Raw genomic sequence first — 22,602 nt, 5'->3', positions numbered from 1 at the left:
GAACGGATATGATTGAAAAGATTAACACCATTTATGATGGGGGGGGGGGGTAAAGCCCCGCTAAACCACTGGTTTTTACCTCTCTGTGGAGGTGATTGTCGTGGGTAGCATTATCAACGGGAAAGAGGTTCATGGGAGCATCATAAATGGCCAGGTACAGTTTAATAGCGATGGTTGGCAGATTTATCCCACTAATGGTGGGATCCTTTTTTACCGCTTCAAAAGTGATACGGTCCTACAGCTCTTCGGGTTTGCCGCGAATCAAGGCACCTTAACCCTTAAAGCTCTGCCTGGGATTCAATTTGTGTCCTTTAGTGACGGAGGGAAGACAAGCAAGAATGCCCAAGCATTAGTAACTACGAGTGGTATTACGGTTGAACATCCTGTCATTGTATTATCGAGTACTACGATCACCACCCTGTCTGATAATCAAGTCGGTGGTGTATTCTTTGGCCAAGAGAAAACCAGTGAAGACTATGTGGGATTTCCCAGCATGTATCCTACTGAAATTATCATCAAAAAAGTTTAGGAGTTGAAAAAATGATTACTTTTTATGTACAACTAGACCCGGATACGGGCTATGTCACGTCTGCGCCGCAGACAGAACCGACAGACGGGCTGACTGAAATTTATCTGTTAAAGCAGTCGGAGCAAAGCTTCCTCAAGCAATGGAGCCACTACTACCAAGATAAGACGACCGGCGTTATCAAGCCGGACCAATCGGGCATGATGGACATATCGTATGACTTTCTGCTGCACGCCAATCAGGAACTACAGGCGACGTGGATTCAAACCAACAAGGATTTGGAGTCCGCTCAGTCCGATGCCGATGCGGCTAAGACGGACGCGGCAACGGCTAAAGAATCACTGACTAAGGCCAACGCGACCATTGAGTCGCTACAGCAAATGGCGGGGCAACTAACCGCCCAGTCAGTCACATATCAGTCGACCATCAAGGATTTGCAAAGCTTGGCCGGGCAATTGACGGCACAAATCGTGCATCTGCAAGCGGTCGGCGCTACTGACACTACCAAGGAATAGGAGGAACTTAAAATGACTTTTCCAAGTTTTGACACAATCAAGATGTTGTATGGCTGGGGCGCACTGACTAACGGCCCTGAATGGTATGTGACGATGAAAGTTATCACCACGGACCAGTACAAGAAACTGACCGGCAAGGACTATGAAGCAGATACCGCTAAGGCCTAGCTTAATCAAGTAGAGAAGAGGCGAGGCTAAATGCATGCAAACTATTTGGTGATGGGAATTGTGGCCATGGTCCAGCAACACGTCCCGCCGCACTGGTTCTTTGGTTATCGATTAGATGAATGGGTTGCGATTTTTACCATCATGAGTATTGCTTCGGGGGCTATTGTGTGGCTGGTTAATACAGCAATCGTAAAGCCTTTGCGCCAGTCGATTGACCTTTTAACTGAGAAAATTGAAGTCATCGGTGAAAACGCCAATTCAGTTCATGCAGAGCAAGACCATCGGATTGATGATCATGAAATTCATTTGGCCCGGCATGATGAAGAGCTTAAAACATTGTTTGATTGGAAGAATGACACGGGAGGTAAATCATGAAAAATTTTATCAGCAAGATTGATCCAAAGGGGGCCGCAGAACTTGCGGTCCTTTTTCTTGCCATCATCAATCAATTTTTATCCATGAAGGGTCAAGGGCCGCTGCCTATTAAGAGCGACGATCTAAATTACTGGGTCTCGACTGGATTTACTGGGGCAGTCGCAATTTGGAACGCACTGTCACATTCTGGAGTGACCACTTCACTGTCTCAAAAGACGAACGTGTCGTCTGTGGACGCCTCTAACACCCTTGATTTAGCCCAAAAACTGGCTAGTGCTGCGGTTTCGGAGCAATCCGTAAATTCAGGCTTAACCAAGGCTGAACGTAAAAAGGCTGGGATTCAGCAAGTTTTGAATGGTTTAGCTGACATCGGTCTGAGTTTGGACTCCAAAACGGTGGCTGGAATCGTTGAGCGGGCCTATCAGCTCTATCGGGCATCAGGCGGTACTAGCTTAGATGTCACGGAGACACCGGCGCCAGTCGAAGATGAAGATGAGAGGGTGAGCGATGATGAGTAAAATTGTCATTGATGTATCAGGCTATCAGGACAGCTCGCTGAGCTTCTTCAAAACCAAGAAGAAGCAGGGGGCCAGTTCGGCCATCGTCAAGCTCACTGAAGGCACTAGCTACCTGAACCCTAAAGCTGGGGCGCAAGTGGCCAATGCCTACAAGACCTTCGGTTCCGTGGGGGCTTATCATTTCTTCCACGGCAATGGTACAGCGGAAGCGAAGCATTTCCTCGCTTGGGTCAAAAAGTTCGGGCTGGATAAGTCCACCGTACTCGCGATTGATGTGGAAGCCACAGATTTACCATGGTCAACCACATCATCCGTCAACACCTTCTTGAAGTACCTGATTGACCACGGTTACAAAAATGTCGTCACCTACGGTTCTGGGAGTTGGTTCACGTCCGGCCGGATCAATCGCGCTAAGCTGGTCGATAAGCATATCTGGGTGGCGGCCTATCAAACCGACCGTCCGGGCGTGGCAAACGCTAATGCCTGGCAGTTCTCTGACTCGTGGCACAGTGTGGACGCGAGCTATGATTTCGATGGCACTCTGAGTGGCACCAAGACCGCGGCCAAGTCAACGAAGGCGGCCTATTGGTCCAACAACGGCTTGTATGAGGTCCTGTCAAAGCGTGCCAATGTTTACGGTACGCTCAAATTTGAAGCGGCTCATAAGCGGCGGTCTTACTACACTAAAGGCTCTCGCGTCTACGGTAAAGCCGTCAAGTATGGCAAGGTCTACCGGATTGAGCTGAGTAAGGACAACTACATCACTGCAAATAAGAGCAACGTCAAGCTGATTCGAAAAACGAACTAAAATTGGGTCACCTCGCTACGGTGGGGTGGCCCTTTTTGTGTTGTCATTTTTTCTGTAAAAAGGTAAACTAGCAACATCAGTATGGCGGGTATCGCCCGATCATGGAAGAAGCGATAGAGTTACGCGAGAAATTACGCCGCAAGTATTGGCCAAACTACGGTGATGAGCAGAATTAGATGGATTGCCGTTCGAATTTGACTCTTCCAGATTTGCGGCAATCGGCTATGCTAAGCTGGAGATTCCTTAGGGTGGCTGTCATGGCCTCCACAGTGTCTGCTCAGTTGAGTGGGCACTTTTTTGCACAAAAAATAGCCGTCCTACCATTAGGCAGGGCAGCTTATTCGTAGCTTTCAGTTTGAAGTATCGTGGCGCGTGCCTTTGCTCCTGGAACGTTACGGGCTACCTGATACACACCGGCCGGCAACGTCTGCCACCGCCTTTGCTCAGGATCAATCAGCGGCTTTATATCGTGGCCACCGAAGGTATTGGTCACGACCATTTGCCGCTTGTCAGTGTTTTTAACGTCGTTGGTGACTAGTACCTTGATCACGGTGATCTGCGCATCCATTGGGATGCAAAATCCTACCTGGTCAATTGTCAGCCATAGCTTATGGTCGGTCGTTGGGATGACGTAACTTTTCATCAGGACACTTTCTGTGCGGCGGTAGCCATGACTGTGTACTTGTCAATCACGAATTGTTTTCTCCAATTGTAATGGCCATAGAGAGCAACCCGTGATTCGGCAGTGGCCTCATACAGAAAATTTAGTCCGTGCTTGTGGACCAGACAGTTCACTTGGGCACCAGTATCATCTTCAATTTTTACATAGAGAAGAATTGGGGACATCTTGAGTACTTTCGGTTCATCCATGATTTTGCCATTAATTGCGAGTTGCTCCATATCTATCACCTCAATATCATTATACGAACAAATGTTCTCGATGACAATAATAAGATGATCGAAATGGGGTTATTTTTTCGAAATTAGTTAGGTAGCAAACTTCATCAGTTTTTCAAAATGAATATTTTTGCTACCTAATTCCTACTTAAAAAATTCAAAAGACTGTCATATCAGCCCAAACACTCTTTTTCCAGACCCCACCTCCGGTATCACAAAGAACATGTTCGGTTTTCACAAAGTAACGACAGGCATTGATTAATCAGTGTTTGTCGTTTTTTTGTTACTTCTAAAAGGTTCTCTCGCACCATCGTGGAGACGATCGGATAAGCGGGTATGGCGTAGCCGTCCATTCGACCGTGAAGTCAGGAGATGGTGAGGGTAGCGTCAATCTCTCCGACTATGGGCCTCACGTAGCCACTAACCACAGGAGTGACTCGAGGGACGGTGACGTAGAATATGGCGAAATGGGTCGTCAGTACAGCGGAAATAGTGATACAAGCAGCAGGGGATTCAATAATAGGGTAGAGAAAACCGCGTTCCCGATGCTAAGAGAGTGTGTTGACCAGGTCGAGCGTATGATATAATTCATGAATAGCGTCGAGTAGCTCGGAAGCCAAAGGAAAAGTCCTATGCCGTTGCGCAAGTGAAGCGCAGTACACAGGTCGTAAATACTCTTTAGGAGGGGAACTGAAATGATGAAAAACGTACTGCGGTATTTGGCCGTCTTACTTTACGGCGTATTGGCGTTGGTGATTCTGCTTACCTGGAATATTCAAAATACTAAGAATAGCTGGCTAGTTCCGATAACGCCCTATACCGTCTGGCTACTTCTTAGCTGGCTGTTAGGTTACCCGTGGTTACGGGGAAGATTGGGATACTTGTTTCTTAAAGATAATAGAAAAGCGACGTCAACCGGGATTACCGTGCGCCCATGGCAGTACGCCATCGGGAGCACGCGAAGCATTGGTGAAATTTTTAGCCTCATCTACATATTCTGTGAGCATTTATTGATAAGCCTCTTATTGATACTGTTTGGTCCGCTGCTCGTGTGCACGCTACTTCTAATCGCATTGTTCAAAAAAAGAAGATCATGACGATTCGATTGGGATTCGTCTGAATTAAGTGGCTTAATGTCACGACTAGTAGGAAAGGAGATGGCCTGCCCTTAAGAATGAGGACGGATCATTTCCTTTTTTATTTTACCGGTCAATACGGTCAGTCATCGATGGTGTCTCCCCAAAAGTTCACTGGCTCAAGTGCCAATGGGTGTCTCAGGCGCTGTCTAAGCGATTGAACGATGGATGAGTGCATGCCTACGGTTGAAGAGAACTGGGGGAACGCTACAACTAGGCTAGATTCAGCTGTGGCCGGAACAACGGTCGCTGTCGGGCAGAAAGCCTTTCATTCGCTAAAGGTATCGGATACGTCGGAGTCTACCGAGAAATGTCTATTTAATAGGAAAAAACTGGTCCAGTGACCAGCTAGTCTGACGCATAGGGGAGAGAGACTAGCTGGGGTCCTCAACTGCCTCAGGATAGCCACTAAGGTGGGGGAGCAACCAATTATTCACATCTAGGAACAGGCGACTAGCAAGCGTCTATGGCCGTCTAACGGACGAACCAGAATGGTTGGACCCAAGCCTGCAATCAGCCGAATTTGGCGCAAAAAAAGACCCTAGCCGGACGAGCTAGAGTCTGTCAGTCAAATAAGAAAGTTTGTTGTTAGAGGTTTTAATCGGCGTACGCGTTTTGTAAACCAACCTTGTCTTGGTGGTCGATGGAAGCGTAACGGTCGGAAGCGTACATCACGCTGGACTTATCACCGGAATGGCTCAGGCCTAACGCGTGACCAATTTCATGCGTGGCGACGTTGGTCCGCTGGTTCTTGGTGTAACCGTACTTCGTTAAGAGGCTCCGGTTCAAAGTGGACTTAGCGGAAACAATCTGGTTATCGTCGCTCTTCTTTAAGTATGAGTAGTTCGTGTAACCAGCTAACTTGCCGCTCTTCGTGCTCAATGACTTGGAAGACGTTAAGGTAATGTCGGCCTTTTCGCCGCTCTTAGCAGCTTTCAGTTGAACGACGCCAACCTTGTTCCAACGCTTAACGGCATTCTTCCAAACACTCTTGTAGTACTTAGAAGACGTGTTCATCTTGTAAGTGATCGTGGTTTCGTTCCAACTGCCCCAAGAGGGGGTTGGCTTGCTGGCAGAGGCGAAGATCGTGGAACTGAAACTGGCAAGGGTTAAAACGATGGTGGCAACCACTAAAACCGTCCATTTAACAACTTTCTTTAACATTTGATTGACCCGCTTTCTTTATTTCCGAACGTTTTACAATTCGGTTGTGTAATATCTTATTGACTATCGTTAGTATAAAGCGGGTCGGAGAAGATTAATAATGCCATAATGACCAGTGTGGACAGTTTCCGGGGGACAATCTTACCGATGTGGATATAAAAGGGGCAAAAAGGCCAATAACACCGCGAAAAACGTTACACATCGGGCATTGTGGCCACTTGTAAAATTTGTAAAAAAGCGCTTTCGCGATGAGAAAAAAGTGCAGAAAAAAGCAGATAAAGTAGAACTCTTTTTTTAAGAGGTCGTTTATCCGCTTTTTTATAAACTAAATTATATTCCGACTGTAACGAACATTGTATGGTGACACTTTACTTAATGTGGGGTAATTACCGATATTTCACGGCCGTCCCGTAAGCGGCCACGGATTGCATGTCCGTGCCGATGGAACCGGAATCAAAGCGCATCATGACCACGGCGTCCGCGCCCATCGCCACCGCGTTCTTTCTGAGCCGTTCGATGGCGATATTCCGCGATTCATTCAGCATCTTGGTGTAGTCCTTGATCTCACCACCCACCACATTCTTCAGTGAAGCGCCAATGTTGCGCATGATATTTTTAGATTGCGTGGTCAGGCCGAAAACCTCGCCCAAAACTTCATAGTCTTGTCCGGGAATCTTTTCCGTTGTGGTCACTAAAATTTCTGCCATAGTGTGAAGCCTCCTCATTAGTCTTAGCCCTAATATACCGGTCTTAGCCATAAAAGACAACCGAATCAAAATTCGAAGCCATCGCCGCGGTTTTTGACGATCCAACTGACGTTTATTTTTGCATAAAATTCGCAGTCTATGGCTATTCATGCAACGAGATGGGCTTTATTGGCCCCAAAATTGGCCGGAAATGAATATCCATCTAGTTAACCCCGTATGAAGCGTAATTCACAAACAACTTTAGCTGTTAATTGTATGCTACACATGGTAAAGTAAATTCACGGAGGCCTATCAAGGGGCCCGCAAAAGGAGAAATTATGACTACTGACGAACAGAATTCCTCACGCAACCTTTCCCGCAATGAGCGCGTTCAGCCCTTGAATCCGCAGGAGCGCGATATCATTGATCGTTTCCTCGCGTCACGTCAGGCTCATCGACAACTGACTATTGAAGTTGAGCAACAGCTACGAGAGCCCTTGGATAATTACCATCATCAGCGGCTATTCTACCGCGATGTCAGTGATTTGACCCATTTCCGGCTAAACTTCTTCCGCCACATCGGTCAGTTCCTGCAGAAATCGGTGGCGACGACCTACCAGTTAGAGCTGTGGGATCGCAAGTCACATCACAAGTACTGCTTCCCCGTCGCGGACCTGCTGCAGGCCGATCGGTGCGCTATCGAGGTGGGGACCGCCGTGGAGACGATAACCTACGCTCATCTGGGCTATAAGTTGCGTCGGACCTTCGACATTCAAAACCAGCATCTGTATTGGGAGAAGTCCCAATTCTACGTTGACGGTCAGCCTTTCCCATTGGTAGACGGCCTGATGCTCTTGCAGCAGCGACTGGAGGTTCGCTCGCTGTGCCTGAAGGATTCCTTCCTACACATCAAAGATTTCACTTAAATTAGCACGGCGTCCACGACTTCGGTGGTGGGCTTACATAAAAGAAAAAATCCAACCGCAGTTGACGTGCAGGTTGGATTCGTTAATTCGCCGACGATTGAGCGGCGAGGATGGTGGCTAATCGGCGTTTAGTGGCGCCAATTTGGCCACGTAAGAGCTCGGTGTGACCCACCGGGACGATGTTGGTGGAGCGATGATGGTGGCCGCTAGCGGCGAGAATATGCTCATCAACAACGTAGATGGTGTTGGGATCAATGACCAGATTCCAGTGGTGTTCGGCTTGTACGGACTGGGGCGATAGGGCCAGCGCCGTAATCAGGCTCTGACAAAAGCGATCGATCAGGGCAGCGTCCACGATGGTGTTGCCAGTCAGGGTTGGCTGAAACTTACCGCTGAGGATGTCACCGATCACTTTGATTTCAGGCATAGGGGTTCCTCCAATTTCAATGATGCCCCATTTTAACACGGGATTTCAGTCAGTAGGGCCGATTTCTCAGAGCTTAGCGAAACTTTAAAATTACATCATTAAATCGTTATTCGCCTACTTAAAGAGCAGTAGACCTAGAAATAACTGAATGACGCTGGTGGTAACGAGTTGATAGCGCGCGTTGATCTTGGGTTGGAGCCACCAATAAGCCAGCGCCAGTACTGCGGCGATGACTACGCGCCAGGAGAAATCGAGAAATAAGAGGGTCACCAGCATCACGGCCGGTGTAATCAGAGACCACCGCCAGTCCTGGGCGGCGGGGAGGTAGCTGTGTTCGAAGAAGACCAGGTAGCTGGCGACCAGGGGAATCATCGGCAGTAGAAATTGCGTGGCGAGGTAGTGGTTGCGTAAGAAAAACAGGATCACGGGCACGCCACAGCCGGCTAGAAAGCTAAAGACCACCAGGCCGTAGACGGATTGCAAGCCTAGCTGGGGGACGCACGCGAGCACCAGAAAGATGCAAAGCAGGAGGGCGAAGAGCTGGACTAGATGATCATGCGGAGCCGCTAAGAAGCCCAGGGTGGCCGCGGCCACCACCAGGATGGGACCGATGTGCGATTGGAAGCGCCGTTTAAGAATCAGAAAGTAGCCGGCCGCTAGGAGCATGCCGTAGCCGCCGAGGTAAATCTTGACGTCGGTGGCCAGTGGGGTGCCGGTTGCCGCCGTGGATCCGGCGACCCACCAGAGAATATTCTGGAAAAACGCAAAGGTGAACAGCTGTTGAACCGTTCGATTTTTAAAGAAGGCCATGATTGTGGTCATGGAATCGCTCCATTTCAAAGATTTTAGTATTGTCTTTTATAATAGATATTGTTTTGACCGTGGTCAATCATTCTTTGCAAAAAAACGGTGTGCTTTCTTTTAACCCTCCTTAATGTATGTTAGAATGCTTAAGTTATGAGTCAATTCCCGATAGGATTCACGAATTTAGTGAAGCTGCCTTGTAACCGACTGACGCGAGATTATCGGTCAACTCGTCGTCAACACTATCTAGGGGGAATATCCATTGCAAGAAAGACATTTATTTACGTCGGAATCCGTTTCAGAAGGGCATCCAGATAAGATTGCTGACCAGATCAGCGACGCCATCTTAGATGCACTGCTGGCACAGGACCCGGATTCACGGGTGGCCTGTGAGACGTCCGTGACGACTGGCCTCGTGCTGGTCTTCGGTGAAATCTCAACCAAGGCCTACGTGGACATCCAGAAGGTCGTTCGCCAAACCATTAAAGAAATTGGGTACACGGACGGTCAATACGGCTTTGACGGAGACAATTGTGCCGTCTTGGTCGCCATCGACGAACAATCACCAGACATTGCGCAAGGGGTCGATGATTCCTACGAAACGCGTGAGGGTGACGAAGATCCATTAGACAAGATTGGTGCCGGTGACCAAGGGTTAATGTTTGGTTACGCCATCGATGAGACACCAGAATTAATGCCCCTGCCAATCACGCTGAGCCACGCCTTAATGCGGCGGATTGCCAGCTTGCGGAAGATGGGCACCATTGATTACTTACGGCCAGACGCCAAGGCGGAAGTCACCGTTGAATACGACGATGACGGCAAGCCAATGCGGGTCGACACGGTCGTCTTGAGTACGCAACACGATCCGGACGTGACGCTCGATCGGATTCGTCAAGACGTCATCGACCAAGTGGTTAAGGAAGTCATTCCGGCTAACTTGTTAGACGATCAAACGAAATACTTTATCAATCCAACGGGTCGTTTCGTGATTGGTGGTCCCCAAGGGGATGCCGGTCTGACCGGACGGAAGATCATCGTGGACACTTACGGTGGCGCCGCGCACCATGGTGGTGGGGCCTTCTCCGGTAAGGATGCCACCAAGGTGGACCGGTCCGCGAGTTATGCGGCCCGCTACATCGCCAAGAACATCGTGGCGGCTAAATTAGCCAGCGAATGTGAAGTTCAGATCGCCTACGCCATTGGGGTGGCGGAACCCGTTTCCGTTTCCATCAACACGTTTGGCACCGGGACGGTTTCGGAAGGCAAATTAGCCCAAGCCGTTCGTCAACTCTTTGACCTGCGTCCAGCTGGCATCATTAAGATGCTCGACTTGAAGCGGCCAATCTACAAGCAAACGGCGGCGTACGGTCACTTTGGCCGGACCGACATTGACTTGCCGTGGGAACACACGGACAAGGTCGATGCCTTGAAGGCGGCTTGCAAGTAAAGTATCCTGATTAACGTTTAAATTCCAATCCTGCTAGTGGGCTAACGACTTGCTAGTGGGATTTTTTGGTTGGCGGCAAGAACGTCGAGACTGGTGGCCTGCATCCGGCAGAGGTCCTGTCATCGGAAACTTTGCGTGAGCTGGTCGCCTTACCGTTCGCCCCAGATGAGCTGGGACGCGGTGGGCAACGACAAGACGGCCAGCCCACATGTCCACGCTATCCAGAAAATGAAGCACCGTGCCGGTTTATTTTTCTCAGGGGTTGTTTTTTTAGGGATGACCCGTGATAATATAAGGTATTACTGTTTCAAACAGAACTTGGGAAGTAGCGCGCTTGGCTACTCAGTTTCGTTGTGTGGTGGGGCCCAACGGTAGGAGGAAATTATGGTTAAGAAACAAACAAACGTTAAAGTTGTCACGATTGCTGTTTTTGTGGCAACGTTTATGTCCGCCGTTGAAGGAACAATTGTCTCAACCGCCATGCCGACCATCGTCGGTGATTTGCGGGGGGTGGCCCTGATGAACTGGGTCTTCTCCATCTTCTTGCTGACCAGTGCGATCGCCACGCCAATCTATGGCAAACTGGCCGATACCATGGGCCGCAAGGTGGTCTTTTTGGTCGGGCTCTTCATCTTCGTGCTGGGGTCCACGTTATCGGGGATGTCGCATAGCATGGAGACCTTGATTGCCTGGCGCGCTCTGCAGGGGATTGGTGCCGGGGCCATCATGCCCGTCTCATTTACGATTCTAGCCGATATTTACCCGGTGGAGCAGCGTGCCCGGGTGATGGGCCTCAATGGGTCCGCCTGGGGAATTGCGGCGGTTGTTGCGCCTTTATTGGGGGGCTTCATCGTCGATCAGCTCAGCTGGCACTGGATCTTCTTCATTAACATTCCGATTGGAATTGTCACGATGGGGCTAATCTGGTTTTATCTCAATGAAAATACTCAACGCAAGGCCTTCAGCATGGATTGGGCCGGTTGTATCTGGCTGTCCGTCGGCTTGCTGGCGGTCATGCTGACGTTCCAGCTTCTCGGTGAGGGCGACCTGAACGTGACCTGGGTGATTGCCGGCTTTATCGTGGCCATCCTGGCGTTCTGGGCGTTCATTCGCCAGGAAAAACGGGCCAATGATCCGCTGATTCCCATGGCCTTGTTCGCTAACCGAACTTTCGTGGTCCAAAACTTAATCGCAGCATTATTGAGCGGGTTCATCATGGGCTTTGAAGTCTACCTGCCCACCTGGACCCAAGGCTTGCTGGGGTTAAAGGCCTCCGAGGCCGGTTTTGCCATCACCCCGAGCTCCTTGATGTGGATTGTCGGGTCCTTTATCGCCGGTAAATTATTAATGAAGCGGTCGCCGTATCAGATTGTCAATATTAGCCTGAGCCTGGTGCTCGTAGGGGCGGTGACCATGGCCGTGATTCCCGCAACCACGCCATTTTGGAGCTTCTTCGTAATTGCCGCTATTTGTGGAACTGGCTTTGGGATTACGATTACCACCACCACGGTGACGGTTCAAAGCAAGGTGGCCGTCGATGAGATTGGCGTGGCGACCTCGTTTAATACGCTGGCCCGGACCTTGGGACAGACCGTCATGGTTTCAGTCTTAGGTATCATCATGAACGTTGCCATGGCCCGCGGCGTGGCCAGCCATGCCGGCACCAACCTGGCAATGATGAATAAGTTGATTAACCCACAGACGGCCAAAGATTTGCCAGCACACCTTTTACCCACGCTTCATGGTATTCTGTATCAAGGGCTCCATCTGATCTTTATTGCTGGGGTGCTCCTGATCGTCTTGTCCTTTATCGTCAATCTGTTTGACCGGCGCGAGACCCAGAGTCTCAGTGACCATCAAGCGTAATTATTCCCGTTTTACAGGTGAGTACGGTATAATAGTTCTAAATGACCGAGAGTGGAGGCGAAGAAAATGTTCGAAAAAAATCATGCACGTTATGCCAGTTACGGCACCGTTGCGGTTCTACCCGGCGACATGATCGACGCCGTTTGGAAAATTATCGACCACGATCTTCAAGGGGTCTTCCCATTGGAGAATCTATTAACGTTCAAACTGCACAACAATCAAGGGACCACCACGTTTGAATACGTTCAAATGGATGCGGACGATCAGCCCGCTGCGTTGAGCGCAGGGTTTGATACCAATTTCGCTTATGCTCCCGAACTACCGGATACCGTCTTGGCATATGACGATGGCGACAGCCAGATTATTCTATTGCCATCCGAAACGGCCGATCACTAGATCAAAAAATCTCCCGCAAACCAGTGTTGGTTTACGGGAGATTTTTGGGTTTTAAACCGCTGTGTCGGTGCGAATGCTCTTGAGGGCTTCGTCAATCTGACCCAGAACGATTTCGGTGTTGCCTGGTTGGTCAAGGTCATACTTTTGTAAGTCAATCTTGATCTTAGGACTGATGTCGTAATCGGCAAACCAACCTTGGTAAGCCGTCCACATCTTCTTGTAGTAGGATTCCAGTTCAGGATTGTTGTCGAATTGTTCGTAGTCCCGGCCACGCTTCTTGATCCGGTGAAGGATGGTGTCAAAGTCGGCGTCCGCATAGACCAGTAAGTCTGGCGCCTTCTTTGGCAGCTCGTTTAATTCGTTCATCATGTTGTCGAGGAGTTGTAAGTAAACCTCAAGCTCGGTGTCCGTGATGTTACCTTCAGCGTTGTTTTCTCGCGTGAACAGGGCGTCTTCGTAGATGGAGCGGTCTAAGACGTTGTTGTCGTCCGCGAGCGCCCGCTTAATCATACTAAAGCGTTTGTTCAAGAAGTAAATCTGAAGCAAGAAACCATATTGCTTCGGGTCCCGGTAATAGAGCGGTAACACCGGGTTATCACCAACGGGTTCGAAGAATGCTTGCGTATTTAAGTGTGATGCGATTTTTCCAGTTAGGGTCGTTTTGCCGACCCCGATCATTCCAGCTGTAATTATCACCATGATAGCCCCTCTTTTATTAGAAATACAAGATATAGTGTACCATAAAATGACTGACTACTACATCTGCCGGGAAGAAAAATTTCCGCCATTTCCGGTCCTTTGGTCATTGTTGTATAATGAAACCGTTGGTATTAGTGGATTTAGGAGGTTGATTAAATGTATCAAGCAATCGTCTTTTTTGATCTGGATGGGACTTTATTTGACGACGACAAGAATGTTTTACCGACAAGTGTCGCAGCCATTCAAGAAATGCAACAACATCATATTCTACCAGTTATTGCGACTGGAAGAAACATTTTTGAGATTCAATATGTCCTCGACGCGACCGGCATCGACGCTGTGGTCAGTGCTAACGGGAGTTACGTCCAGTATCAGGGCAAAAAATTAACGGCCGCGGTCATCGACCAGGCCACGCTCGACGAGATTACGGCCTTCGCTAAGGCGCAGGGCGATCCACTGGGCTACTTCAACAATCGCGGCTTCCGGTTGAGTCAAGCCAACCAGGATACGGTTGATAATTTTAAATTACTTCGGTTGGATGCCCAGGTCGACCCGACGTGGTATCAGCACCAAGAGATAAACTTCCTGAACGTCTTTAATCGTGACAAGGAGAAGATTTATCAGGAAAAATTTGCCGGCACGTTGTCCTTCGTGCGTAATAATCCGCGGGCACTAGACACCATGCGGACCGGAATCACCAAACAAACGGGAATTCGGACGTTTCTCAAGGAAGCCGGTCTCACCGGCGTCAAAACCTATGCGTTTGGGGATGGCTTAAATGACCTCCAGATGTTCGATGAGGTGGATATCCCCATCGCCATGGGCAACGGTGTCTTTCAGGCCAAGAACAAGGCGGCTTACGTGACCTCCGGGAATATGGACGACGGGATCGTCAAGGGCCTGCGGCATTTTGGGCTGATTCAGTAACTTAAAAAATAACGAACGGCGTATCCAATGACCGGCTGATCAGAGCGGGGTAGAGGATACGCCGTTTTTACGGCAAAAAGCGGCGATTTTAGCCGGCCTGAAACTGAGGGCAGAGTTGGCCAGGGGAGTGGCGGCGACCGACTCAGATGAGGCATTACCCGTGTTGAGTGACTGGGAGAGTTTGTAAAATTTGGTAAAGGTCGACTTTTGGCCGCAACCCAATCGTGATTTTTTACATTAGTAATAAGTAGGTGGGCAAAACAAAACGGGCAGTTGCGACCGAAATCGCGACTACCCGCGTTGCTGAAACCTGTTGCGTTAACCGAGTTTCTTCTCGATATTAGCTAACGTGACGTCCGCCGTGTTGGCGAAGACCATGTCGGCGGCGCCCAATTCGGTGGCATCGCCAATGCCCAGGGAGACCTCACCGGCCGCGTTGATGGCCTGAACGCCGGCGGCCGCATCTTCGACCCCGATGCATTGATCGGCGGGCAGATTCAGGAGCTCGGCGCCCTTAGTGTAAATCTCAGGATCGGGCTTACCGTGCGTCAGACTGGCCGGGTCAACAACCTTAGGGAAGTAGTCGGCCAATTCCAGTTTGCTCAAGACCCGCGGCGCATTCTTCGAAGCGGAGGTCAGTGACAATTGGTAGCCCTTGGCCCGTAGATCGTCCAGGAAGGCCTTCATCCCGGGTAAAATATTGGCTGGTGTCATCTTGTCGACCTCGGCCACGTAATTGGTATTCTTCTTAGCGGCGAGTTCTTCCTTTTCGGCTGGGGTGTAGTCGTTTTCCTTACCCCCGGCCTTTAAGATCATTTCCAAAGAGTCCATCCGGCTAATGCCCTTGAGGCCGTTAGCGAGCTCTTCGCTCCAGGCCACGCCGAGATAGTCGGCCAGTTGGTGCCAAGCGGTGCCGTGGAGCACGGAGGTATCCGTGATGACCCCATCTAAATCGAAAACGAATCCTTTAATATCAGCGAACTTTGTCATGAAAAACACTCCTTAATATGAAATAGTTGCGGGTTGTTGCGGTTTTAGTGAAACTTGATGTTGACCAATGGTGAGGGTGGTTGCGTGATCCGCCGTGACCTTGACCTGGTGATGGTCGATCGCGAAGTGGTAGCGGATGCCGCGGACTAACTGACTGAACCGCAGGGCGTGCCACTGCTTCGGCAGATGCGGCTTAACGGTGATGGTCGGTGCCAACACGTCAACGCCAGCGTAGTGCCGGGTGGACATGAGGGTGACGGCGCCCATGACCCCGAGGTGAATCCCTTCGGCCGTGGTACCGCCTTGAATGTCGTAATAGTCGGATAACAGGGCCTGAGAGAAGAGTTGCCACGACTGGTCCATGTTCCCCGCCATCGCCGTTAGAACGGCGTAGACGATACGAGAGAGGGTGGAACCGTGGGTGGTGCGGTCGAGGTAGAACTGCAGGTTTTTGAGCAGCGCCTGTTTCGGCAGGTCGTAACCCAACTGCTTCAGCAAGCCCATGACCGTCTTGGCGTCCAGACTGTAGAAGGCCATTAAGGCATCGGCCTGCTTTGCGACCTGATAGGCGTCGGGGGTCTTGCCCTCGGCCTTTAAGATCCGGTCCATTCGGGAGATGTCGCCGTACTTCTTCTGGTACTTACTGAAGTCGAGTTGTGGGAGCTTGAAGTAGCCCTCAAATTGGCCAATAATGCCGTCTTCGTTGATGTCGAGCTTCAAGTGGTGACTAACCCCGTAGAGCTTTTCGGCCACGGCCTTGGTGAAGTCGGTCTTCTGGTCGACCGCCTGGACCTTGGCCTGTGGCAATTTTTGCCGCAACGTGGTCAGTTGGTTGAAGAGCCAGGTGACCATCAGGTTAGTGTAGGCGTTATTGCTGAGACCGGTATCGTCTGAGTTGGGATAGTTTTCGTGAAATTCGTCGGGTCCCATGACCTGGTCAATGGTGTAACGTTGCGTCTGCTCGTCGAACTTGGCCTTGCTGAGCCAGAATTGGGCGATTTCTTCCAACATTTCCAAGCCGTAGTCGGTCATGAAGGCCTGATCCCCGGTAATGTGGGTGTACATGATGACGTTGTAGGCCACGGCCAGGGAGATGTGACGCTGGAGCGATGAGTAGTCGGGATCCCAGGTGTTCGTTAAGGGGTTCAAATGGACCACCTGAGACTGTTCGTCGCCCACCTCACCGGATTGCCAAGGGTACATGGCCCCGGCAAATCCGGCCGCTTGGGCGTTCTTTTTGGCCGCGGGTAAACGGCGGTACCGGTACATGAGCAGCTGCTTGGCCAATTGCGGATCGTGTAGGGCGTAGACGGGCAGGTCGAACATTTCATCCCAGAAGACGTGGCCTCTGTAGGCTTCCCCGTCGAGGCCCCGGGCGTTGACCGAGGCGTCAATCTTGCCGGAAGCAATGGCTTGCGTGGAAATAAAGAGGTGATACAGGTTGACCCGGGTCAGCTTCTGCGCCGTGATATCGCCATCGATCTGGATATCGGCGTCTTGCCAGCGTTTCTGCCAGTAAGTGGTGTTGCTGGCTAGCGAATTCTGGAAGGCCGTCTTGGCCAGTTCGGCGCTCGCCGCGGTCATCAGATCGCCGTCGGTTTCCCGGTCGGTGAAGAGCACAACGTTTTTCTCAAAGGTGTAGGTCTGATTGGGCTGGACGGCGACCGAGCGCATCTGCTGAATGTGTTGTTCCGCGTTGGGACGCACGTCCACGGGTGCCGCGAGGGCCTCGCCAGGACCCGCGAGATGCGAGCCTAAGATGAAGCCAACCTGCGAGGCCCGCGTCTGGCCTTCCAGGTAGATGGTATCGGGCTGTTGCCCCGTACCGGTAACCTTGATGTGGCGTTGGTCAAAGGCGGCGTACCGGTCGACGTTGGCGTTGATAACGCTACCATCTATTTCGGAATAGATCTGTAAAGACCCGGCAAAGTTGAGGGGGGTCACGCTGTATTGGATACTCAGGCGGTGCCAGTCGTGCATGTTGGCCAGCTTCGTGGTCTTAATCTGTAGACTGTGTCCGGTGGAAAGCTGAACCAACATGGTCGTGGTCAGTGCGCCGGTGTGCAAGTCGAGGCTCCGGTAGATGTCTTGAATGTCGCTGGCCTTGATTTGGAAGGGATTTTGATGGTCCACCCCAAAGGTTAGGGCTTGGGCGTTTGGCAAATTAACCAAGTCCTCATTGGTGACTTGACGGCCGTTAATGTTGGTCGTCAGCTGATCGTACAGGCCAGCCGTATACAGGCCGGGGTAGTTGTCCTTATCGGCGTGGGCTTCCGTGTAGGCTCCCCGCAGACCGAAGAACCCGTTACCCACCGTCAACATGGCTTCCTGGCCGTAGTTGCGTTTGCCTTGGTACTGGCCGTAATAGTCCAGATGCCAACTCAGATAGTCACGCTTGGCTTGGAGCGCAGCATTCAACCCTTGCTTAGCAATCGCTTGGCTGCTGACCACGGGGATGTTGAGCATGTTGGTAATCGCAAGGCCGATATCGATACGTTGGTGGTTAATGCCCACGACCGTATCGGAGAAGGGGTAGCTGAGAGCGTTGTCGATGACGGCCGCGTCAACGTCGAGCCCCACTAACTTCACGCGCAGATTTTCCAGGTTCTCACCAATCCCTTGGTCCGAGTTGTAGGCAATCGTAAATTGACGCTCGGCGGCGGGCTGGCCGGCCGGCGCATAACTCACCTGCAGGGAATCGTCTAAAACGTGTAACGTAATTATTTTCAAGCTTGATCGTCGTCCTTTCTGCTAACGTTTAGCGTATTCATTCACTATTTATCTTAGGGTACCCGGTGACAATAAGCAATTAATTCCCCTTGATTTTCCGAAAATAGCGATGAGGTAAAACGCTTAAACAGCGCCGTTGCAAGCGATTGCACGATTTGTGATGACTAGCATTGGTTCGACCAGTTGGCCGGGGATGTCCGGGAAAAGCACTTCGGTAAATGGACGAAACGTGGTAAGCTTTTAGCATTAGTAGTGAAAGGGGCACACCGATGAAAGGCATAACGGCAATCTTAATTCTCGTGATGACCGGGCTCATCATTGGCGGGACCATGTGGGGTCTGTTGGCGTGGGCGCTGACGGGCTGGATCAAGGTGTTATTTGGCTTGGCCGGTTTGGCGGTCGCCACGGTGGTCAACCTCGGATTGTTTTGGTTCCTGTGGCCACGCCAATCGGATGAAGACGATTAAGTGTAAAAATAGGCACAAAAAAAGCCATTACGATAAGTCGCAATGGCCAAAGAGTAAGGTTACAACATAATTGGGGGATTATGTTGTAAAAATTTCATCTACTTTGGGGGAGTAAAATGAAATCTGTCTGTTGAATGAGGACAGAAGCCTCACGCGTAAGTCGAAGTTAGTTCAAACTTACCCGCAACCCTATAGTAACTCAGAATTATGAAAAATGCTATTAAAAAATAAATATTTGGCAATTTTTTTCTGATTTTTGGAATTTAGTCGCTAATGACTGGTACTGTAGAGGCGATAGGGGTTAGTTTATTAAAAAAACAAAATGAATCGAGGGAATGGTAACGTGAAAAGCACAGGACAGCCATCTAAATATTGGAATTTTGGCTGGGTATTAATCATGATCGTCATCGTCTCAATCGTTCAGATTCCACTGAGCTTTATGAGTCGAGGGACGCTCGGACAACGCGGACTCTGGGCCGGGGGCTATCTGCTCGGTTTCGTGGTCGCCATTGGCGTGGGGGGGTGGATCTTCTCACGGGTTCACCCGGGACACTGGCAACGGCTAACGCGGCAGGACTGGCAGCTAATGGTGAAGGGGTATCTCTTCATGATTATCGCGGAGATGGCCCTCAACGTGGTCAACATTTCTTTCTTCAACGAGACCAGCACCAAGAACAACGCGCTGATTGCCGAGATTATGGGGCACAGCACGCTAACGCTGGTGATGTTAAGTTTAACCGCCGTGTTGGCCTCGCCGATTCTGGAGGAACTGACCTTCCGGGGAATTCTGGTCGGGGGATGCTTTCCGGATAAGACCTTCTGGCTACCGGTCATCACGAGTGGCGTGGTCTTCTCACTGGTCCATCAGAGCGATAACCTGATCAGTTGGCTGATTTACGCCATTATGGGCGGGACGTTTGCCTACATCTATCGTAAGACGGATAAGCTGCAGACGACCATCATTCTTCACGGCTTCAATAACCTGATTGCCGTGGGCGCCATGATTGCGACGCTGCACTGACGGTGCTCACTGAAGAGTTGAATCTTGCGGTCTGCCGTGTACAGCGGTAGCCAGCCACATTGATGCAAGTTGACGCCGCGTCAGTGATCATCGTTACCCCGCCGGAGACCGCCAGTGGTGGAGCCAGCCGTGACAACGCCGTTAGCTGGCGTTTTGAGCCAGATTACGGCGTGGGACGACTTGGGAGACTTACGGGTTGTGTAAGGCTTCCAAGCGAGCCGGAAGACCGCTCTTTGGCTGTAGGCGCTCCCCACAGCAGGCGGAACTGCTGGCAGGCGCAGGCACTGGTTACGACCAACTTCCACGAACGGTAGGTGACCAGGACCGCGCTATTTTAACGAACCACAAAAAATGACCAACGCACTCGAGTAGGGGGCGTTGGTCGTTTTTAATTCGTTTTATCGACTTCTTTAGCAATCAGTCGCTTGTGACTGACCGTATCGAGTTGTTCCTTAACGGTAACCAGTTCGGACATCATCGAATCGATTTCTTCGGTTGACATGCCGAGTAAGGTTTGACATTGGCCGATTCGTGAGTAAACTTCGTCACGCTTCGTGGTGGCCATTTCGGTTAAATGAATCAGGACTTGGCGTTCATCGGTTTGACTACGAACCCGACTAACCCAACCTTGTTTTTCCAGTCGTTTAAGTAACGGGGTCAGGGTACCACTGTCAAGTTCCAGGCGTTCGCCGAGTTGGTGAACTGTCAGTGGGGCTTTTTCCCACAGGACGAGCATGGCAATGTATTGGGGATAAGTTAAACCGAAGGGCGCGAGGGCGCTTTGGTAAAAATGATTAAATTTCTTGCTGGCCGAATAAATGGAAAAGCATAATTGTTCGTCCAACAGAACAGGATTAACGTCTGCCATTGCATTGGCCTCCTTTCGCTTACTTCCAGAGTATTGTATACAATTAAATTGCCGCTGGCAAGTAAAACATCTTGCACGTTCGGTGAAGGAGACAGTCACTTGTGCACGTGCACAAGCCCATGACCGCCCAGATAAGGTGAAACGTAACACCAGATTAATTATATAGCGTATCGACAAGTAAATACAATACCTATTGACAAATTAACCGTGATCGGCGACTGACCGCGACAGAAACTGGCAGAATTGTACAGGGTATGTGCAATTGGCGTAAGTCTGCCCCACGCCGAAAAAATAACCGGCACCTTATTTAATAAACATCGCAAAATAGGCGAGGATGACGTGATTTAAGCGGTCAACTACAAAGTCGGTTGATAAGCCTGCTTTAGTATACCAGAAGATTCGTAAATGAAAAGTTAAATTTTATGAAAATGATAATGAGAAAATGACGCCGATTTCCAAGGATTCTCTGTTATGGTGGCATAACATTTGGCGCGGAACGGTCGGCGGCCAGATGTCACAAAGAAAGTGGGCTGATTTTAGGGTTAAGATTTGGCGAGAATCCGGGTGGGCGTACCATTTTAAGTGGCCGAAATAGCCAGTACTCATTTTTCCGGTCAGCCGGTATCCTTATGTCTCTAAATATTCAATTAGCGCATAAAAAAAGGAAACGTCGATTTCTCAACGTTTCCTTAGCTTGTTAAATGATGCCCCGAGCAGGATTCGAACCTGTACTTGATCTCTCAAACAGCGACCTGAACGCTGCGCGTCTGCCAGTTCCGCCATCGGGGCAACTCAACAACAAGTAATATATTACACTATCCTTGTATAAATGTGAACCCCTAATTTAAATTTTTTTATTTTGGAAATTTGATAGCCGTGCCATAGCCGTGAACCACCAGGAATTTGGGGGCAACATTCATGCGGACAACCTCGGTATTGAAGCGGACTTCAATCAAGCCATCGGCGCCACCATCCTGGGCTTGCTTCATCAATTGCTGCTTGACCTCGGCGAATAAATCATCAAATAATTCGAATTGATCCGGCTTCTCCGACCGGAGCATGGTGTGTGCGGTAGCCGTTAGAATTCCTTGAATGGCGTGGGTTCGATTCAACCCACCAGTTGACATGAACATGAGTTGTTCCTCCTTATTTTAAGATCTGATAGCGCCGTTGTAAGGCAAGCATGATGGTTGCGCCAATCATCACGCCTAGGCAATTTGTGATGACATCATTAATGTCGACCCACCGCCCGAGACCGACGAGACGATTGAAGATGGCCTGGCCACTCTCAAGGGTTAAGCCCGTGGCAAGCCCCGCCACCAGCCATTGGCGCCAGCGGTGAGTCCCATGATTGAATTGCCAGATCATCCCCTGCGGTACCGTCATGACGATATTTAGCCAAAACGATGCATCGAGGCTGGCCGGTTGGAGCGGCCACAGCACCCAGGTGCCACCCGCCCACTGAAACGATTGAATCTGACCGACGCTACTGCCCAGGGTAATGGCGATCGGCGTCCAGGTCAGCATGCTCAACCCCCAACAGCCTAGCCACCACAGTACGCGGCGAAAGCGGGAATGCCGCCAATCACTTAGAATCAAGGTGACCCACAGTAAACTGACTAAAATAAAGGGTAACCATCGAATCATTATCTCACTCCTCACGTTTTTTAGTATACCGATTTGCCGGAACTGGAACAATCACTTTTCCGACTTTTTAGGGTCAAAGGCGGCAGGCCCATATTGGGCGAGCATGGCCTTACGCCAGTCGCCATAGGTCAGATAGGCGCCATGCCGGGATTCTCCAGTCACCGGATCGCGGTAGGGCCGGTCGGGGGTAGCGGGCAGTTCTCCCGTACAGGGCGTGGTGCGACACTGACAGCCGGGGTGAAAGGGCGGGTAGTTAAGCCCGGGACGCGCCTCGTCCGTTCGGTAAATGCGGCCATCGCGGGCCCCACACGCCGGACAGGTTGTCTTATCCAGCTGACAGTTGAGCTGATAATAGTCGTAGTGGGGGGCGTCAGTCGGCCGCGGCGCTTGCGGTCGATTCAGCCCAACCAGTCGGCCAATTTTAGGAAAGTACCAGTAAATGAGGGCCAATCCCACCGCAATGAGGGTTGACCAGGCGATGGCCTGCCCCATGAGGTAAAAAATGATGCCGAGAACCACGTCTAAAATTAGGAAAACCACAATGCTCGTTGATAGATTGCTTTTCTTCTTCACGGAAATCCTCCTCAGTAA

At 50.4% G+C, this 22,602-nt stretch carries 27 protein-coding genes, 1 tRNA gene and 1 riboswitch; of the genes, 14 read left to right on the top strand and 14 right to left on the bottom strand.

The genetic code is table 11. From position 1 onward, the window contains the following. The first annotated feature begins 100 nt into the window (after positions 1–100). From V8I28_RS02790 to V8I28_RS02765, 6 genes are read left to right on the top strand one after another with little or no spacing between them, the layout of a single operon-like run. On the top strand, positions 101–529 hold the full coding sequence (locus tag V8I28_RS02790; protein WP_341778584.1) for a hypothetical protein: 429 nt from the start codon (positions 101–103) through the stop codon (positions 527–529). Between the two features lie 11 nt (positions 530–540). Continuing rightward, positions 541–1,041: a hypothetical protein gene (locus V8I28_RS02785; RefSeq protein WP_341778583.1), complete on the top strand. Its 501-nt coding sequence runs from the start codon at positions 541–543 to the stop codon at positions 1,039–1,041. A gap of 12 nt (positions 1,042–1,053) precedes the next feature. Next, positions 1,054–1,209, top strand: coding sequence for an XkdX family protein (locus tag V8I28_RS02780; protein WP_304057694.1), 156 nt, complete (start codon positions 1,054–1,056; stop codon positions 1,207–1,209). Positions 1,210–1,239: 30 nt separating this feature from the next. Next, positions 1,240–1,584 carry a hypothetical protein gene (locus V8I28_RS02775; protein ID WP_341778582.1) on the top strand — a complete coding sequence of 115 codons (345 nt, stop codon included), beginning with the start codon at positions 1,240–1,242 and terminating at the stop codon, positions 1,582–1,584. Further along, positions 1,581–2,102 (top strand): phage holin, encoded by a 522-nt coding sequence (locus V8I28_RS02770; protein WP_341778581.1) that lies wholly within the window; start codon positions 1,581–1,583, stop codon positions 2,100–2,102. Before V8I28_RS02775 ends, V8I28_RS02770 begins: the two co-directional genes overlap by 4 nt. After that, positions 2,095–2,910 carry a GH25 family lysozyme gene (locus tag V8I28_RS02765; RefSeq protein ID WP_341778631.1) on the top strand — a complete coding sequence of 272 codons (816 nt, stop codon included), beginning with the start codon at positions 2,095–2,097 and terminating at the stop codon, positions 2,908–2,910. The genes V8I28_RS02770 and V8I28_RS02765 overlap by 8 nt, the downstream gene beginning before the upstream one ends. A 337-nt stretch (positions 2,911–3,247) precedes the next feature. On the opposite strand, the gene V8I28_RS02760 is transcribed toward V8I28_RS02765, so the two are convergent. Together V8I28_RS02760 and V8I28_RS02755 are read right to left on the bottom strand one after the other, a co-directional pair. After that, the gene (locus tag V8I28_RS02760; RefSeq protein ID WP_341778580.1) at positions 3,248–3,553 is read right to left on the bottom strand and encodes a hypothetical protein; all 306 of its coding nucleotides are present in this window, start codon (positions 3,551–3,553) and stop codon (positions 3,248–3,250) included. Continuing rightward, complete coding sequence (locus tag V8I28_RS02755) at positions 3,553–3,810, bottom strand: hypothetical protein (protein ID WP_341778579.1); 258 nt, start codon at positions 3,808–3,810, stop codon at positions 3,553–3,555. Before V8I28_RS02755 ends, V8I28_RS02760 begins: the two co-directional genes overlap by 1 nt. Before the next feature lie 692 nt (positions 3,811–4,502). Between V8I28_RS02755 and V8I28_RS02750 the strand changes: the two genes are divergently transcribed. Further along, positions 4,503–4,904: a hypothetical protein gene (locus tag V8I28_RS02750; protein WP_341778578.1), complete on the top strand. Its 402-nt coding sequence runs from the start codon at positions 4,503–4,505 to the stop codon at positions 4,902–4,904. 636 nt (positions 4,905–5,540) lie between these two features. Here the strand turns inward: V8I28_RS02750 and V8I28_RS02745 are convergent. Both V8I28_RS02745 and V8I28_RS02740 read right to left on the bottom strand, forming a co-directional pair. After that, complete coding sequence (locus tag V8I28_RS02745; RefSeq protein ID WP_341778577.1) at positions 5,541–6,107, bottom strand: matrixin family metalloprotease; 567 nt, start codon at positions 6,105–6,107, stop codon at positions 5,541–5,543. A 386-nt stretch (positions 6,108–6,493) separates the two neighbouring features. Continuing rightward, positions 6,494–6,814 carry a heavy metal-binding domain-containing protein gene (locus V8I28_RS02740; RefSeq protein WP_341778576.1) on the bottom strand — a complete coding sequence of 107 codons (321 nt, stop codon included), beginning with the start codon at positions 6,812–6,814 and terminating at the stop codon, positions 6,494–6,496. Between the two features lie 317 nt (positions 6,815–7,131). Between V8I28_RS02740 and V8I28_RS02735 the strand changes: the two genes are divergently transcribed. Further along, entirely contained in the window at positions 7,132–7,719 is a 588-nt protein-coding gene (locus V8I28_RS02735) for a hypothetical protein (protein ID WP_341778575.1), read from the top strand. A gap of 82 nt (positions 7,720–7,801) precedes the next feature. On the opposite strand, the gene V8I28_RS02730 is transcribed toward V8I28_RS02735, so the two are convergent. Then, positions 7,802–8,146, bottom strand: coding sequence for a hypothetical protein (locus V8I28_RS02730; protein ID WP_341778574.1), 345 nt, complete (start codon positions 8,144–8,146; stop codon positions 7,802–7,804). Positions 8,147–8,260: 114 nt separating this feature from the next. Continuing rightward, positions 8,261–8,968, bottom strand: a complete 708-nt coding sequence (locus V8I28_RS02725; RefSeq protein ID WP_341778573.1) for a hypothetical protein — start codon at positions 8,966–8,968, stop codon at positions 8,261–8,263. A 128-nt stretch (positions 8,969–9,096) separates the two neighbouring features. Continuing rightward, a riboswitch (SMK box riboswitch) is annotated at positions 9,097–9,215 on the top strand. Here V8I28_RS02725 and metK point away from each other — a divergent pair. The 3 genes from metK (at position 9,213) to V8I28_RS02710 (ending at position 12,662) form a co-directional block, all read left to right on the top strand. Then, positions 9,213–10,400 (top strand): methionine adenosyltransferase, encoded by a 1,188-nt coding sequence (gene metK, locus V8I28_RS02720; RefSeq protein WP_341778572.1) that lies wholly within the window; start codon positions 9,213–9,215, stop codon positions 10,398–10,400. (Overlaps the previous riboswitch by 3 nt.) A 384-nt stretch (positions 10,401–10,784) precedes the next feature. Further along, complete coding sequence (locus tag V8I28_RS02715) at positions 10,785–12,266, top strand: MDR family MFS transporter (protein WP_341778571.1); 1,482 nt, start codon at positions 10,785–10,787, stop codon at positions 12,264–12,266. A gap of 66 nt (positions 12,267–12,332) precedes the next feature. Then, positions 12,333–12,662 (top strand): DUF960 domain-containing protein, encoded by a 330-nt coding sequence (locus V8I28_RS02710; RefSeq protein WP_341778570.1) that lies wholly within the window; start codon positions 12,333–12,335, stop codon positions 12,660–12,662. A gap of 51 nt (positions 12,663–12,713) precedes the next feature. On the opposite strand, the gene V8I28_RS02705 is transcribed toward V8I28_RS02710, so the two are convergent. Beyond that, positions 12,714–13,361 carry a deoxynucleoside kinase gene (locus V8I28_RS02705; protein ID WP_341778569.1) on the bottom strand — a complete coding sequence of 216 codons (648 nt, stop codon included), beginning with the start codon at positions 13,359–13,361 and terminating at the stop codon, positions 12,714–12,716. A 156-nt stretch (positions 13,362–13,517) separates the two neighbouring features. On the opposite strand from V8I28_RS02705, the gene V8I28_RS02700 reads away from it, so the two are divergent. Continuing rightward, a complete protein-coding gene (locus V8I28_RS02700; protein WP_341778568.1) occupies positions 13,518–14,288 on the top strand; it encodes a Cof-type HAD-IIB family hydrolase in 771 nt (256 codons plus the stop codon). A 318-nt stretch (positions 14,289–14,606) separates the two neighbouring features. On the opposite strand, the gene pgmB is transcribed toward V8I28_RS02700, so the two are convergent. Continuing rightward, positions 14,607–15,278: a beta-phosphoglucomutase gene (gene pgmB / locus V8I28_RS02695; RefSeq protein WP_341778567.1), complete on the bottom strand. Its 672-nt coding sequence runs from the start codon at positions 15,276–15,278 to the stop codon at positions 14,607–14,609. Between the two features lie 12 nt (positions 15,279–15,290). Further along, positions 15,291–18,008: a glycoside hydrolase family 65 protein gene (locus V8I28_RS02690; protein WP_341778566.1), complete on the bottom strand. Its 2,718-nt coding sequence runs from the start codon at positions 18,006–18,008 to the stop codon at positions 15,291–15,293. Positions 18,009–18,277: 269 nt separating this feature from the next. Between V8I28_RS02690 and V8I28_RS02685 the strand changes: the two genes are divergently transcribed. Together V8I28_RS02685 and V8I28_RS02680 are read left to right on the top strand one after the other, a co-directional pair. Continuing rightward, on the top strand, positions 18,278–18,475 hold the full coding sequence (locus V8I28_RS02685; RefSeq protein ID WP_341778565.1) for a hypothetical protein: 198 nt from the start codon (positions 18,278–18,280) through the stop codon (positions 18,473–18,475). A 343-nt stretch (positions 18,476–18,818) separates the two neighbouring features. Next, positions 18,819–19,496, top strand: coding sequence for a CPBP family intramembrane glutamic endopeptidase (locus tag V8I28_RS02680; RefSeq protein WP_341778564.1), 678 nt, complete (start codon positions 18,819–18,821; stop codon positions 19,494–19,496). 388 nt (positions 19,497–19,884) lie between these two features. Here V8I28_RS02680 and V8I28_RS02675 read toward each other — a convergent pair whose 3' ends face one another. From V8I28_RS02675 to V8I28_RS02655, 5 genes are all read right to left on the bottom strand, one after another. Next, positions 19,885–20,364, bottom strand: a complete 480-nt coding sequence (locus V8I28_RS02675) for a MarR family winged helix-turn-helix transcriptional regulator (protein WP_341778563.1) — start codon at positions 20,362–20,364, stop codon at positions 19,885–19,887. 705 nt (positions 20,365–21,069) lie between these two features. Further along, a tRNA-Leu gene (locus tag V8I28_RS02670) sits at positions 21,070–21,153 on the bottom strand. A gap of 65 nt (positions 21,154–21,218) precedes the next feature. Beyond that, positions 21,219–21,497, bottom strand: coding sequence for a heavy metal-binding domain-containing protein (locus V8I28_RS02665; RefSeq protein ID WP_341778562.1), 279 nt, complete (start codon positions 21,495–21,497; stop codon positions 21,219–21,221). A gap of 13 nt (positions 21,498–21,510) precedes the next feature. Next, on the bottom strand, positions 21,511–22,011 hold the full coding sequence (locus tag V8I28_RS02660; protein WP_341778561.1) for a VanZ family protein: 501 nt from the start codon (positions 22,009–22,011) through the stop codon (positions 21,511–21,513). A 51-nt stretch (positions 22,012–22,062) separates the two neighbouring features. Then, positions 22,063–22,584, bottom strand: a complete 522-nt coding sequence (locus V8I28_RS02655) for a minor capsid protein (RefSeq protein WP_341778560.1) — start codon at positions 22,582–22,584, stop codon at positions 22,063–22,065. Positions 22,585–22,602: the final 18 nt, after the last annotated feature.

The organism is Levilactobacillus sp. HBUAS70063 (genome assembly GCF_038374745.1).
Taxonomy (GTDB): Bacteria; Bacillota; Bacilli; order Lactobacillales; family Lactobacillaceae; genus Levilactobacillus.
This window is presented reverse-complemented; position numbering and strand designations above follow the sequence as displayed.

What these genes read in the sequence shown, in the direction of transcription:
- V8I28_RS02665 (WP_341778562.1), bottom strand. Translation starts at nt 21,497, where the DNA reads ATGTTCATGTCAACTGGTGGGTTGAATCGAACCCACGCCATTCAAGGA.
- V8I28_RS02700 (WP_341778568.1), top strand. Translation starts at nt 13,518, where the DNA reads ATGTATCAAGCAATCGTCTTTTTTGATCTGGATGGGACTTTATTTGAC.
- V8I28_RS02760 (WP_341778580.1), bottom strand. Translation starts at nt 3,553, where the DNA reads ATGAAAAGTTACGTCATCCCAACGACCGACCATAAGCTATGGCTGACA.
- V8I28_RS02735 (WP_341778575.1), top strand. Translation starts at nt 7,132, where the DNA reads ATGACTACTGACGAACAGAATTCCTCACGCAACCTTTCCCGCAATGAG.
- pgmB (WP_341778567.1), bottom strand. Translation starts at nt 15,278, where the DNA reads ATGACAAAGTTCGCTGATATTAAAGGATTCGTTTTCGATTTAGATGGG.
- V8I28_RS02685 (WP_341778565.1), top strand. Translation starts at nt 18,278, where the DNA reads ATGAAAGGCATAACGGCAATCTTAATTCTCGTGATGACCGGGCTCATC.
- V8I28_RS02745 (WP_341778577.1), bottom strand. Translation starts at nt 6,107, where the DNA reads ATGTTAAAGAAAGTTGTTAAATGGACGGTTTTAGTGGTTGCCACCATC.
- V8I28_RS02775 (WP_341778582.1), top strand. Translation starts at nt 1,240, where the DNA reads ATGCATGCAAACTATTTGGTGATGGGAATTGTGGCCATGGTCCAGCAA.
- V8I28_RS02765 (WP_341778631.1), top strand. Translation starts at nt 2,095, where the DNA reads ATGAGTAAAATTGTCATTGATGTATCAGGCTATCAGGACAGCTCGCTG.
- V8I28_RS02705 (WP_341778569.1), bottom strand. Translation starts at nt 13,361, where the DNA reads ATGGTGATAATTACAGCTGGAATGATCGGGGTCGGCAAAACGACCCTA.
- V8I28_RS02755 (WP_341778579.1), bottom strand. Translation starts at nt 3,810, where the DNA reads ATGGAGCAACTCGCAATTAATGGCAAAATCATGGATGAACCGAAAGTA.
- V8I28_RS02750 (WP_341778578.1), top strand. Translation starts at nt 4,503, where the DNA reads ATGATGAAAAACGTACTGCGGTATTTGGCCGTCTTACTTTACGGCGTA.
- V8I28_RS02785 (WP_341778583.1), top strand. Translation starts at nt 541, where the DNA reads ATGATTACTTTTTATGTACAACTAGACCCGGATACGGGCTATGTCACG.
- V8I28_RS02780 (WP_304057694.1), top strand. Translation starts at nt 1,054, where the DNA reads ATGACTTTTCCAAGTTTTGACACAATCAAGATGTTGTATGGCTGGGGC.
- V8I28_RS02660 (WP_341778561.1), bottom strand. Translation starts at nt 22,011, where the DNA reads ATGATTCGATGGTTACCCTTTATTTTAGTCAGTTTACTGTGGGTCACC.
- V8I28_RS02725 (WP_341778573.1), bottom strand. Translation starts at nt 8,968, where the DNA reads ATGACCACAATCATGGCCTTCTTTAAAAATCGAACGGTTCAACAGCTG.
- V8I28_RS02730 (WP_341778574.1), bottom strand. Translation starts at nt 8,146, where the DNA reads ATGCCTGAAATCAAAGTGATCGGTGACATCCTCAGCGGTAAGTTTCAG.
- V8I28_RS02715 (WP_341778571.1), top strand. Translation starts at nt 10,785, where the DNA reads ATGGTTAAGAAACAAACAAACGTTAAAGTTGTCACGATTGCTGTTTTT.
- V8I28_RS02740 (WP_341778576.1), bottom strand. Translation starts at nt 6,814, where the DNA reads ATGGCAGAAATTTTAGTGACCACAACGGAAAAGATTCCCGGACAAGAC.
- V8I28_RS02675 (WP_341778563.1), bottom strand. Translation starts at nt 20,364, where the DNA reads ATGGCAGACGTTAATCCTGTTCTGTTGGACGAACAATTATGCTTTTCC.
- V8I28_RS02710 (WP_341778570.1), top strand. Translation starts at nt 12,333, where the DNA reads ATGTTCGAAAAAAATCATGCACGTTATGCCAGTTACGGCACCGTTGCG.
- V8I28_RS02770 (WP_341778581.1), top strand. Translation starts at nt 1,581, where the DNA reads ATGAAAAATTTTATCAGCAAGATTGATCCAAAGGGGGCCGCAGAACTT.